The sequence below is a fragment of the Kitasatospora sp. MAA19 genome (assembly GCF_029894125.1).
Classification (GTDB): domain Bacteria; phylum Actinomycetota; class Actinomycetes; order Streptomycetales; family Streptomycetaceae; genus Kitasatospora.
In genome coordinates, this window is the sequence record NZ_JARXYZ010000008.1 from 214,280 (window position 1) to 226,946 (window position 12,667).

Consider the following 12,667-nt stretch of genomic DNA (forward strand, 5'->3'; position numbering starts at 1 on the left):
CCTCCTCTTCGACCCTCCCAGTACCCCGTATCACCGAGTACCACTACACGGTATCACCGAGTAGCCCACACGTCGAGGTCTGTGGCGGCGAGGCCGTCCATGTCGGCATCCCGGGCCACCCTGAGCACCGAAAGAGGTGCCCGGAGGCGCAGCGGAGGCGTTCGCCGACAAGTTCGGGTGGGATCCCCGTGCGGAGGAGGGTTCCTCCCTGTACGTACGCGTGGTCCCGAGGACTGTGCGCGCTTGGCACGGAGAGCCGGAACTACGCGGGAGAGTCATCATGCGCGACGGGATGTGGCTGGAATAGCGGCCGTCCCTCGCCGACACGCCGCTCTCGGATCACGATCCACGGCTGGAGCAGTAACCCCCCGCGGTGCGTGGGAAGTCGGCGCTTCCGACTTCCCACGCACAGCGGCCGAAGTGGCGACGAAGGTAACCGGGGGCCGGGTGGCGGGCGGTCAGGGGCGTAGGAGTCGGGTGGCGAGGTCGACGGCCTCCCGTACCGGGACGAGGCGGCAGCCGGCGGCGCCGAGGTGGGCGGAGGTGACGCCGGTGGCGGCGGCCAGGACCCGGGTGCCGAGCTCGGCGAAGTGGAGGTCGTCCAGGTCCGGCGCCTGGAAGGTGAGCCAGCCGTCGGGGCCGGCACAGCGGTACTCGCGCACCCGGACGTCCGGCTGGCGCAGGTCGGCGAGGTGGAAGGCGGTGAAGCGGGCCATCGGGACGCCGAGCATCAGCACCCGGGCGTCGAGGTCGTAGAGGCGCCCGAGCGGCGACTCCGGGCCCAGGTGGGAGGTGAGCGGGTGGTGGGCGGTGATCTCCGCCGCCCGGCGGCCCAGCGCGGCCCAGGAGGTCTGGGGGTGGCGACTGCGCAGCGCGCCGGGCCGGGTGCGGATCTCCTCGGAGAGCGCGCCCATGGTCGGCGAGCAGGGCGTGGTGGCCGGGTCGAAGCGCGGCATCCGGGACTGGTACGCGGTCACCTCCGCCGGTGACAGGCCGGCGGTGGCGGTCTTGTGGATGCGCGAGGTGGCCGAGTTCTCGGGGGTGGCGGTGTAGGCGACCAGGGTGCCGTCCGGGCCGAGGGCTTCGAGCAGCGCGTCGACGACGCCGGCGGCGCCCCCGGCCACCGGGCCGAGGGCGCGCAGGGACGCCTGGACGTGCAGCACCATGCCCGGACGGACGCCGAGCTCTGCGAGGTCATGGACGAGTTGACGGGGGGAGAGCGCCGTGGCGACGCTGCCGGCGCGGGATTCGGTGAGGATGACGGTTCCCCGGAGTTGGGGCCCCGGGTGAGGGTGTCCCGAGGCCGGGTGAATGAGGTCAGGCCAGGGCGCGTTCCTGCCGGGCCCGGGCGGCGGCCTGTTCGGCGGCGGGGGGCAGGGGCACGGCGAGCCACGGGGTGACGGTCGCACGCATGCCGTCGGCGAAGCGCAAGCCGGCCGAGGTCAGCGAACCGGATTCGGCCAGCCGTTCGACCGCTTCTGCGGTGTACTGCCGCCAGAGCGCGAACTCCCGCCGCGCCCGGTCGGCGGCCTCGCCCGGCAGACCGTCGTACGCGAGGCTGCGGGTTCCCCAGTACTCGGTGACGGCCAGGTGGGCGTAGGTGCCCTGGAGCAGCCCTTCGAGCGGCCGGGGGTCGGGCCGCCAGGGGGCAAAGTAGCGCGTGTCGTCGCTGCGGTCGTACAGGTCCAGCAGGTCCAGTACGGCGCCGAGCTTCACGTGCTGGAACTCGTGGGCCAGCAGCAGCGCCAGGGTCGGCGCCGTGGCGGGTCGGGCGATGCCGACCGCGCCGAAGGCCTGGCGCGCGGCCGAGCTGATGTCCCGGCCCGCCGGGCCCGGCCGCAACGGGGTCACCGTCGTGAGGCCGGCCCGCATCCCGTCCGCGTACCCGGGCAGGTCCCGCCCGAGCAGTTCCCCGGCTTCGCGCAACGCGCCCGTCCAGTCGAGCAGTTCGCCGGTGGACAGCCGCTCGGACACGGCGTGGTCGTGGCTGTCCCGCAGCGGGTCGACGTCCTCCAGGGAGACCGTCCACCCCGGGGCGAGCCGGATCCGGCGCAGCGGCTCGTCCAGGGTCGTGCGGACCGAACCGTCGGCCGCCCGCACGCTGAACCCGCCCGCCAGGCCCGTGACGACCGCCTCCCCGGCGGGTACGGCGATCCGCCCGAGCGTCGGCAGGTGCAGCCACCCGCCGCGCACCGGCACCGCCACCGCGTCCCCCCGCCCGGCCCGCACCGCCGCGGCCGCGGCGAGGGCGGCCAGCGGCCCGAGGTCGGTGCCGAGGTCCCCGGCCAGCCGGCGGGCGGCCCAGGCCCGCGCGTACGGGTGGGCGAGGACGGCGTCGACGGCGGCCGGCGCTGCGACGTCGAGCTCCGCGAGCAGCGACCACGCTTCGGCCCGCCCCTGCCCGGAGGCGTCCCAGGCGGCGGCCAGCATCGCCCGGGTGAGGGCGAGTTGGGAGCGGGTGAGGGCTCGGACGGTGTCCGCACCGCCGTACCCCCGGGCGAGCTCGTCGAGTTGCGGCGAGGTGAGTGCGGCGGGCACCACCGGTTCGCCGCCCTGTGCGGGCACCACCACCGGACTGCCGTGTGCCGCGATGCCGTTGATGAGCGTCATGAGGTCCCCGCAGTAGACGGAGGGGTGGTCGAAGCCGCCTCCCCCATCGTCGCTCCGATAGCGGTGGGCGTACAGGCCGCCTCCGCAGGAGCGCACGACGGGGCAGGATCGGCAGGTGGGGCTGAGCCCCGGCAGGCCCGACTGGCGGGCGGCGATGCCCGGGTGGCGGGCGAGGTCGTCGAGGCTGTGGTCGAAGACGTTCAGACCGGTGGCGGGCGCGCCGTCGTACGCGGTCTTCAGGCTGTCCGCCTGCTCGAAGGTCCCGTCCGTCTCCAGCACCGCGAGGTCGGAGGGTTCCAGTCCGAGCGACTCGGTGAGGCTGGAGAACCCGCGCAGGGTCCGGTGGACGGATTCGAAGGTCCGCACGGCGAACGGCCGGCCGTCCGCCTCCCACAGCCCGTGGACGGCGAGCAGCCAGTCCGCGTACGGGGTGTCCCCCTGCCCGGCGGGACGTTTCGGCGGCTCGTCCCAGGTGGCGTGCGGGAGCAGGAAGTCGACCGCGGGGGGTTCGAGTTCGGCCAGCGCCCGGTACACCCGGACCGGATCGTTCTCGACGTCGATGGTGCACAGCAGCCCGGCGTACAGGTGCCGGTACGCGGGCTCGCGCAGCAGCGCCACCGCCCGCAGGACCTGAGGGTGGCTGCTGCGCCCGTCGGCGTAGCGCCGGTGGCGGTCGTTGGCGGCCTTGTCGCCGTCGAGCGAGATGCCGACCTTGATGCCCGTCTCGGCGAACAGGTCGCAGAAGGCGCGGCTCAACAGCACGCCGTTGGTGTGGATGCGCAGGTCGAGGGCGCAGCCGGACGGGAGGGCCGCCCGGAGCGTCCGCGCGGCACGGCGCAGCCGGTCCGGGCCGGCGAGCAGGGGTTCTCCCCCGTGCAGGACGACCCGGATGGCGGTCAGCCGGTGGGCGACCGCGTGCTCGCCGATGCGTTCGGCGGCCCTGGTCAGGATCTCGTCGCCGATGACTTTCGGCCGGGCGCGCCAGCTGCTGTCCGCGTGCTCGTAGACGTAGCAGTGGTCGCAGGCGAGATCACACCGGCTGTGCATCTTGACCACGAATTGCGTGAGAGGCAGCGGAATTCGCGTCGTCATGGATCTGATGGGGTTGGGGCTCGGCCTGGGGATTCCGTTCGGGGTGACGGAGCGTGTCAGATCGAGGAGTTGAAGGCCGCGACCGGCACGAGGCCGGATTCCGCGCCGGGGAGCGCGCGCTGCAGACGGTCGGCGAGCTCCTCCGCGCCCAGTGCGGCCAGATCGGCGAGGGAGAGGCGATCCGACGCGTCCTGAGGCTCTGTCAGGTCGGTGGTCGGCCGGGTGCTGGTTACCGGTGTCATCTTCGTTTCCTTAGGCGCGGTTAGGACCGGTCGAGGGTGGGAAAGCCACCCAAGTTCGAGACTGCGACCACGATAGACCCAGCCGGGCCTTTGCAAGACGGCTTGCGGTCTCGACTTGGCGCCCCTTGCCGGTCGAAGCCGTGCAACGGCGGCCGCAGCCCCAAAAATTCACCCGTTCAGCGGTCGCGCGCTTCGCCCTGGCGCACGCCGAAGCGTGGACGCCAGGCCGGGGCGCGACCGGCGCGACCGGCGCCACCGCGACGGGGTCTCCCGCGACCGGCGGCCCCGCACGCACACGCCGTCCGGCCGCACACCCCGCGAGCACACGCCCCACGACCGCACGCCCCGACCGACCTGCCGAACCACGACCGCCCTCAGGCGCCGCCCGGACCTCGCCCCGGCTCGCCCAGTCCGCGCACGGCCCGGTCCAGCTCCCGCGTGAACTCCATCCCCGCGCCAGTGAGTTCACCGCTCGCCAGCAGCGTTCCGGCCGCCGCGCCGGTGTGCGCCCGCCAGCGCGCGAACTCCCGCTCCGCCCGGGCCCGGTCGCCCTCGCCGGCGGCCGCCTCGGCCCGCCAGAAGTCCGCGACGCCCAGGTGCGCGTACGTCCCCTGCAACAGCGCGCCGACCGGGCGGAGGTCGGGCCGCCAGGGGGCGTGGTAGACGGCGGCACCGTTGGGCCGGTGCAACGGCACGAGGTCGAGCAGGGCGCCCAGTTGGACGTGCAGGAACTCGTGCACCAGGGCCAGCGCCAGCAGCACCGGATCGCCCGGCAGCGAGGCCGCCACCCCGCCGTACGCCCGGCGGGCGGCGGCGCTGACGGCCTCCCCGCCCGGGGCGGGCCGCAGCGGGACGACGGTGGTGACGCAGGCCGCGACCGCCTCCGCGTGCCGCCGGTGGCGGCGCACCAGGATCTGCCACGCCTGCGCCAACCGTTCCTCCCACCGGCCGAGTTCGACGGAATCGAGCGGCCCGGCCGGGGGTCTCCCGTAGTCCACCCGGCGCGGCCCGAGGTGGTCGATCACCGGCCCCCACCGCAGCCCGTCGCACTCAAGCGCGAGCGCCGGTCCGAACCCGGAGCCGGAGCTGGCCCCGGCTCCGGCTCCGGCTCCGGCCCGCACGAACTCGCCCAGCCCGCCCAGCGAGACGGTCTCGCCGGCCGCGAGGCCACGCAGGCAGCCGGCCGCCCAGGCATCCAACTCCGGCCGCAGCAGCACCTCTTCCCACCGCGCCCGGTCCGCCCGGTGCAGCGCCCACACCTCGGCGCACGCCTCGCGGTAGCCCTCGTCGTCCGGGGCCGCCCGCCGCAGCGCCAGCAGCAGCAGCACCCGTTTGCTCAACTGCCCGGCGCGCAGCAGCCGGACGGCCTCCGGTCCGCCGCGTGCGCCCGCGATCGCCCGGAAGGTCGCCCGGTCCACCCCGTGCCGGGGCAGTCCGTCCGCCCCGCGCGCGCCGGGCACCCCGGCCGCCACCACTTCGCCCGTACCTGCCACCGGTCATCCTCCTCGCCCAGAGCCGGTCACACCGGCCAGTCCGGCCATGTCCGCCCGCAGTCTCCCCGCGATGTGGCGGATCAGCCGGTCCAGGTCCGCGCAGTACACGGACGGGTGAGCGAAACCCCCGGCGGCGCCCCCGGCGGCGCCCTCAGCGACACCCCCGGCGGCGCCCCCACCAGCACCCCCCGCCGCGTACCGGTGCGCGTAGAGCCCGCCGCCGCAGACCCGGGCCAGCGGGCAGGCCGCGCAGACCGGCCCGAGCCCGCCGAGGCCGCGCTGGCGGGCCCGGAAGGCCGGGTGCGCGGCGGCCTCGGCGAAGCCGTGCCGCCAGACGTCCAGACCGGTCCCGGCGGCGCCGTCGAAGGCCACCTTGAGGCTGTCCGCCTGTTCGATCGTGCCGTCCGCCTCGACCACGACCAGGTCGACCGGCGCCAGGCCCACCGCCTCGCTGGCCGCCCGGCCGCCGAGCAGCAGGACGGCCAGCTCCTCGAACAGCCGCACGCCGGTCTCCCGCCGGGGGGCGTCGTACCAGCGGTCGAACGCGGCGATCAGCCACTCCCCGTACGGCGCGGGCTCCCCGCCGCGGGGCGGCGCGAGGGGCACCGTCCGCCGCACCCCGGCCGGCTGGGTCTGCCAGGTCGCGTGCGGCAGCAGCAGGTCGAGCCGGGGCGGGGAGAACTCCAGCAGCGCCTCGTAGGTGGCCACCGGGTCCGCCCGCAGGTCGACGACGCAGAGCAGCCCGGCGAACAGGTCGCGGTGCTCGGCCGAGCCGAGCAGCCGTACGGCCTCGGCCGCCCGCGCCCAGCTGCCCGCGCCGGAGGGCAGCAGCCGGTGCCGGTCGTGGTCGGCCCGTGTGCCGTCCAGCGACACCCCGACCGCGACCCGGTAGCGGTGCAGCACGTCGAGCAGGGCGGGTTCGTCCAGCAGCCGCAGCCCGTTGGTCTGCAGGCTGAACCGGATTCGCGGGCCGGCCGAGGCCAACTCGCCCAGCAACGCGTCCAGGTGGGCCGCACCGACGAGCAGCGGCTCGCCGCCGTGGAGCACGACGGCCACCTCGTCGAGCCGGTGCTCGGCCGCGTGCTCGGCGATCCGCCGGGCGGTCCGGCCGGCCGTCGGCAGCGCCATCAGCCGCGGCCGGTCGCGCCAACTCTGGTCCGCGCCCTCGTACATGTAGCAGTAGTCGCAGGCCAGGTTGCACCGGCTGTGGATCTTCAGCAGGAACTGCCGGAACGGCACCATGCGCGCGAGCCTAGCGCCGTCCGCCCGGCCCGGGCCCTCCCCGCCCCGCGCCCCGCCGTCACACGTGCGGCGGCTCGACGTCGGAGTCCAGCCGCTGGCCGGCCTTCACCGCCACCGTCGTCGGGTGCTCCTCCCCCAGGGTCACCCGGGCCCGGCGGATGCAGTCCGCCCGCAACTCGGCGGCCCGCTCGGTCTCCCCCACCGTGGCCAGCGACAGCGAGAGGTTGGAGTTGATGCCGATGGAGTCGTAGTGGTCCGGGCCGAGGGTCGCCGTCATCAACGGCGCCGCCTCCAGCTCCAGCGCGAGCGCCGCCGGTGTCTCCCCGGCCAGGGCGAGGTCGTTGGCGTGGTTCATCATCGCGATCGGGATGTAGAGGTGGTGGTCGCCGAGGACGGTCCGGAACTGCGCCAGCGTCCGCCCGGACAGTTCGCGCGCCTCCGTGGCCCGGCCGGCCAGTCGCAGGTAGACTGAGAGGTTGTTGGCGCCGGCCAGCGTCACCGGGTGGTTCTCGCCCAGGTAGTCGCGGTAGCGCCCGAGCGCCCGCTCGGCGAGCGGGATGGCCCGGTCGGTGTCGCCGAGGGCGTTGAGGTCGCTGGCGAGGTTGGTGGCGGCGGCCAGGGTGTCGGGGTGCTCGGCCCCGTTGATGTCCAGGTAGCGCTGGTAGATGTCCTCGTCGATCTCCAGTGCCTCGTTGTACCGGCCGGCCCGGCGCAGCGCCACGGCGAGGTTCTTGCGGGCGCGCAGGGTGTCGGTGTGGCCGTCGCCGATGGTCTGCTGGTAGATCCGGACGGTCTCCTCCAGCAGGTCCAGCGCCTCCCGCAGCCGCCCGGTCTCGCGCAGGTCGCGGGCGTAGTTGGAGGCGGAGGAGAGCGCGTAGAGGCTGTGCGCGCCGAGCGCGTCGCGCTGCTGGAGGTAGTTGCTGCGGTGCCGTTCGAGGGCGGCCTGTCGGTCGCCGGCCAGGTAGTCGGAGACGGCCAGGTTGTTGGTGATCATCAGGGTGCGCGGGTGGTCCGGGCCGAGGGTGCGCCGGGCGGCGTCCAGGGTCCGCCGGTCCAGCGCCCGGGCCTCGTCGTAGCGGCCGAGGAAGCGCAGGTCCGCGCCGAGGCTGTTGGCGACGGCGAGGGTGTGCGAGTGCTCGGGGCCGAGGGTGGCGGTGAACCGCTCCAGGATGTCCCGGTCCATCTCGTACGCCTCCTGGAGGGCGCCCTGGGAGCGGCGGATGTTGCTCAGCTGGGTCCGCAGCATGAGGGTCTGGGCGTCGTTGTCGGCGTCGAAGTCGGGCCCGCCGTAGCCGTCCTGGCGCCAGTGCTCCAGGGTGCGCTCGGCGAGTTCCCGGCCGGACTCGTGCAGGCTGCGCTTCCACTGGTAGCGGACCGAGTCGATGATCCACTGCCGGACGTCCTCGTCGGCGCTGTCGACGGCACCGGACGGCCAGAGGTGGGGCAGGAGTTCGGCGTACTCGGACCAGTTGGCGGGGATGTCCGGGTCGCCGGGGTTGGCGGTGGCGAGCGCGGCGTGCACGACGGCGCGCAGTTCGGCCCGCCGCTCCTCCTCGACCTGGTCCCGGAGCACGGCCTGGACCAGCCGGTGCACGGTGATCGTCTCACTGCCCTGGTCGGTGCGGGCGAGCCCGAACCGGTTGATGGCGCGCAGGAACTCGCCGATCGCGAGCTTGTCGCGGGGAGCGCGCGGGGGCAGCCGCAGGGCGCGGGTGACGGCCCGGCTGTAGAGCAGCCGCATCGGGATGGCGTCGGGCCCGAAGAAGGCGCAGATCTCCAGGATCTGGGCGGCCGGAGCGTTCATCCGGCGCAGTTCCTCGACCGAGATGCGCCAGGTCGCGGCGGCCGAGTGCGGGTAGTCGGCGGTGCGCAGCCGGGTGCGCTCCAGCATCTCGGTGAGCTCTTCGTCGAGCAGTTCGAGGTAGGTGGCGATCGGCATCGACGTCTCCTGGAGCCAGACCGCGGCCTGGCCGACGGCGAGCGGCAGGTCGCCGAGCCGGTGCGCGACCTGATCGGCGTCCTCCGGGGAGAGGCCGCTGTTGAAGCGGCGCAGCAGCCGGACGCTCTCCTCCCGGAGGAAGACGTCGACCTCGACGAGGCCGGCGTGCCGGGCCCAGCCCTGGTTGCGGGAGGTGATCAGCACGTGCCCGCCGGAGGATCCGGCCGGCTGCCAGGGGGCGAGTTCCTCGGGGGTGCCGGCGTTGTCGAAGACCAGCAGCCAGCGGCGGTACGGCTGACCGCGGCGCAGCGCGTCGAGCACCGCGGCGGCGGTGTGCGCGACGTCGTCGCTGCTCGGTACGCCGAGCCGGGGGGCGAGTTCGGCGAGCTTCTGCGGGATGTTGGCGGGCTCCTCGGCGGGGACCCACCAGACCACGTCGTAGGCGGCCTTGAAACGGTGCGCGTACTCGGCGGCGATCTGCGACTTGCCGGCGCCGCCGAAGCCGTAGAGGACCTGGCTGAGCACCGCGGCGGGCCCGCCGGTGAAACGGTTGCGGAGCAGTTCGAGCAGCTTGCCGCGACCGATGAAGGAGGCGTTGCGCGAGGGCGCCTCCTGGACCTGCGGGGCGGTGCCGGGGAAGCGGGCCGGGGCGGCGAACTCGCCGCTGTCGGAGTCGCTTTGGCGGTGGCCGCCGGGCGGCGGGCCGAGCTCGCCGTACAGCTGGGACTCGGCGGCCACCGCCGAGGAACGGACCAGGTCGGGCGCGGCCCGGCCGACGAAGGGCCGGGGCACCGGCTCGTCCGAGTCCTGCAGCCGCAGGGCGACCAGCGCCGGTGAGCCGGAGGCGAGTTCGCGCCCGTTCAGGAGCTGCCAGACCTCGGTGGCGCGGGGCAGCGCGGTGTACTCGGGCGAGAGCAGCGCGAGCAGCCGGCCCTGCCCGTCGAGCGGCCCGACGACCTCCGGCGGACGGCTGCCGCCGTAGGGCTCGGCCGCGTTGTGCAGGGAGGCCTGGTAGCCGAAGCGGGTGAGGGTGCCGGCTGCCCACTCGGCCCACATCCGGTCCTCGGGCGCGTAACTGACGAAGACCTGGCGGGGCACCGCGCGGGCGGAGCGCAGGTAGGCGCCGTAGAGCCGGCGGCGGGTCTCGGCGCTGAGCGGGCGCAGGGTGCGGACCTGTCCGTCGGTGATCCACCCGGCCAGCCGCTCGAAGGCGTTGAGCAGGCTGCGGGCCTCCTGCGGCCGGTCGGCGACGGTGGCGGGCACCTCCTCGTAGGCGTAGAACGGCTTGTACGGCACCTCGACGTCGGCCCAGTAGCCGGCCCGCCGCTCGGCGGCCAGCCAGCGGCCGAGGTAGGGCGCGAAGGACTCGCGGGCGTAGTCGCGGCCGGCTTCGAGGCGCTCCTGCTCGGCGTCCTCGACCCGCATCGGCACCGGCAGGACCCGGATGGCCCGCTCCTCGGCCTCGGCGATGGCCCGGGCCGCGTCGACGCCGCCGCGGATGTTCTGGGCGCTGAAGGTGAAGCAGTCGACGACGGTGTCGGGCATCAGGACGGTGCAGATGCCGGAGGTGTCGCTGACGCCGGTGCGGCTGTCGATGAGCACGTAGTCGTAGGCGCTCGCCCAGCGTTCGCGCAGTTCGCGCAGGAACTCGCCGCCGCGGATGTCCCGGCCGTGGTAGAAGCTGCGCCAGTTGAAGCTGGTGACGGCGGCGGCGTAGGCGGCGTTCTGCCGGCCGGCGGGCAGGAAGTCGAGCCGGCCGCCCGGGGGCAGGTCGAGGGCGAGGCCGCAGATGTAGCCGTCGAGTCGCCCGGGCTGGTCCAGCCAGGCGGCCGGGGGCAGGCCGTCCGGTCCGACGGCGGAGGGCAGCGCCTGCCGGACGTAGGAGCGCAGCAGGTCGATCAGGCCCTCGGTGGAGTGCAGTTCGGGGTCGACCAGCAGCGGGTGGTAGTAGCGGTGCAGGCCGGGCGCCTCCAGGTCCCAGTCGACCACCAGCACGCGCAGGCCCCGGCTGGCGAGGATCCAGCCGACGTTGGCGAGCGCCATGGTCCGGCCGGTGCCGCCCTTGAACGAGTAGAACGTGACGACCGATCCCGGTCCGCCGCGCCCCGGCTCTGCGCCGGACTCAGTGATCATCGTCCTGGTCTCCCCTCAGCGGCGCCGTGTCGTCCTGGCTGTGGCGCGGATTGGGCACGTCTCCCGGGCCCGGTTCCGGATCGGGCCGCGTGGACGGGCTGCGGCGCGGGCCTGGCGGTCCGGCCGGGATGGCCAGCCCGGGCATCGCCGGGCCGTTCGCGCCGTCGAGGCCGAAGCCGAACGCGGCACCGCCGCCATCGTCCCCCCAATCGAAGTTGTCGTCCATGAGCTTGTTCTGAGCGACCGTCACCATGATGGTGAGATCGGAGTCGAAGCTCTCCCGGTTCACTTTGACCCGGAACAAGTGCTCCGGATCGCTCCGGCGCAGCCAGTTGCGCCGGAACACACCGCGCACGCCGGCCCACAGCGCGTCGCGCTCCGGTCCGCGGGCCGGATCACCGCTCCCGTCCGGGACCATGACGCCGGTGACCGGGTGGTTGTGGTCGTCGTACTCGCGCAGCGCGGACCGGTAGCGGTCGGTGCCGGCCATCCACGGGTCCACCAGCAGGACGCTGACCTGGCTGTCCTCGCGGGCCTGGTCGAGCTTCTCGCCGAGGCCGGTGCCGACCTCCTCCAGCGTGGTGGTGTGCCCGGCGGCGGTGATCACCTGCTGGGCGCGCACCGCCAGGGACGGCTGGGTCGGCGGGTGGTAGGGCGCCCAGTGCCACGGCTTGGCCCCGTACCAGCCGCCGGCCTGCGAGCCTCCCGCCACGGCGGCGTCGGAGGCCTTGCCCGCCGCGATGAACAGCCGGACCATCCCCGCGGCGCGCGGGGGCTCCATGGCCGCCGGCCCCGGGAAGTAGCCGCGCACCGCGCCGAGGTCGAAGTCGGCCAGCTCGGTGAGCCGACGGGCGGCCGCGTCCCGGACCCGCTCGGCGACCACCCGGACGACCTGCAGGTAGGCCTCGCCCTGCGGTCCGGTGCGCAGCAGGGCACGCAGGCCGTAGCGGGCGTAGGCCTCGCCCATGTCCGGCTGGGCCCACTGGATCTTGGTGACCTCCTCGGCCAGCTCGCCCGGCACGACGGGCTCCCAGAGCACCGGGACCAGGGCCGGGATGAGCTCGCCCTGGTCCTCCTGGTGGCGCCGGACCCGGCCGCGGAAGGCCGTCCACTCCTTGCCGCAGTAGAGGCTGGCGAAGTAGGCGGGCGAGTAGAGCGCGACCATGGTCCGGCTGCGGCCCAGCATCCTGGCCAGCTGCTCGGCCCACTCGTCGCCGAGGCGCAGCTGCTCGGTGTCCCGGTAGGCGATCTCGTCGGCGCGGGCGGCCGGCTCGATCCGGCCGAGCTCGTCCCTCAGGTCGTTGAAGAACTGGTCCACGAAGGCGTCCTCGGCCTCGTAGTCCCGGCGCGCGTAGCTGAAGAAGAAGTAGGGCTTGCGCTGGTCCTGCTGATGCTCCAACACCTGTGTCCCCCCGAGCCCGACGGTGCCGCGACGGCGCCGGTTTCATACCCAGCATGTCGTGAACTCCACCAACCGCGCCGGAAGTTGCCGAGTTCGACGGCGGCCCGGGGGTTTAACCGGCGGTCAGCCGCCCGGTCGAGGGCCGGCCGTCGAGCGGCGGGTCAGCGGTCGAGTGCGGACTGGAAGGCGGCGAGCGGCTCCGCGCCGGGGGCCAGGGCGTCCGCGACCACCCGGCGCAGCAGATCGCCGAGGACGGTGTCGGGCAGGGCGTCGAGCTCGTCGAGCGGCAGGGCGGCGACATCGACCAGGTCGGAGCCGAGTCCAGCAGGGGTTTCCGTACCGGTGACGCCCATCAGTCCCTCACTCGATCGTGCCGGCACAGCGGGTCACTGGCCGGAAGAGACTCGACCCAGGGTCCGCGACGGGCAGCATCCTACACCTGGACGGTGACGGGCCGTCAGCTTCGCGCGCTCGCCGCGCCCGGGCCGTTCCCAAGACCGACACCGACGACGGC

8 protein-coding genes and 1 pseudogene are annotated in these 12,667 nt (G+C 74.5%); 1 reads left to right on the forward strand and 8 read right to left on the reverse strand.

What is annotated here, in order from left to right:
- Positions 1-133: 133 nt before the first annotated feature.
- Positions 134-307 (forward strand): annotated as a pseudogene (locus tag P3T27_RS15690) (pyridoxamine 5'-phosphate oxidase); the annotation flags it as partial.
- Positions 308-458: 151 nt separating this feature from the next.
- Here the strand turns inward: P3T27_RS15690 and P3T27_RS15695 are convergent.
- From P3T27_RS15695 to fxsA, 8 genes are all read right to left on the reverse strand, one after another.
- The gene (locus tag P3T27_RS15695; protein ID WP_280678704.1) at positions 459-1,166 is read right to left on the reverse strand and encodes an AAC(3) family N-acetyltransferase; all 708 of its coding nucleotides are present in this window, start codon (positions 1,164-1,166) and stop codon (positions 459-461) included.
- A gap of 151 nt (positions 1,167-1,317) precedes the next feature.
- Positions 1,318-3,702 (reverse strand): FxsB family cyclophane-forming radical SAM/SPASM peptide maturase, encoded by a 2,385-nt coding sequence (locus tag P3T27_RS15700; RefSeq protein WP_280678706.1) that lies wholly within the window; start codon positions 3,700-3,702, stop codon positions 1,318-1,320.
- Between the two features lie 56 nt (positions 3,703-3,758).
- Entirely contained in the window at positions 3,759-3,944 is a 186-nt protein-coding gene (locus tag P3T27_RS15705; RefSeq protein WP_280678708.1) for a hypothetical protein, read from the reverse strand.
- A 374-nt stretch (positions 3,945-4,318) separates the two neighbouring features.
- Entirely contained in the window at positions 4,319-5,437 is a 1,119-nt protein-coding gene (locus tag P3T27_RS15710; RefSeq protein ID WP_280678710.1) for an HEXXH motif-containing putative peptide modification protein, read from the reverse strand.
- A gap of 3 nt (positions 5,438-5,440) precedes the next feature.
- Entirely contained in the window at positions 5,441-6,679 is a 1,239-nt protein-coding gene (locus P3T27_RS15715; RefSeq protein ID WP_280678711.1) for an FxsB family cyclophane-forming radical SAM/SPASM peptide maturase, read from the reverse strand.
- Positions 6,680-6,737: 58 nt separating this feature from the next.
- A complete protein-coding gene (fxsT, locus tag P3T27_RS15720; protein WP_280678713.1) occupies positions 6,738-10,751 on the reverse strand; it encodes an FxSxx-COOH system tetratricopeptide repeat protein in 4,014 nt (1,337 codons plus the stop codon).
- Positions 10,741-12,153 (reverse strand): TIR-like protein FxsC, encoded by a 1,413-nt coding sequence (locus tag P3T27_RS15725; RefSeq protein ID WP_280678715.1) that lies wholly within the window; start codon positions 12,151-12,153, stop codon positions 10,741-10,743. The genes fxsT and P3T27_RS15725 overlap by 11 nt, the downstream gene beginning before the upstream one ends.
- 161 nt (positions 12,154-12,314) lie before the next feature.
- Entirely contained in the window at positions 12,315-12,506 is a 192-nt protein-coding gene (gene fxsA / locus P3T27_RS15730; RefSeq protein ID WP_280678717.1) for an FxSxx-COOH cyclophane-containing RiPP peptide, read from the reverse strand.
- Positions 12,507-12,667 lie beyond the last annotated feature (161 nt).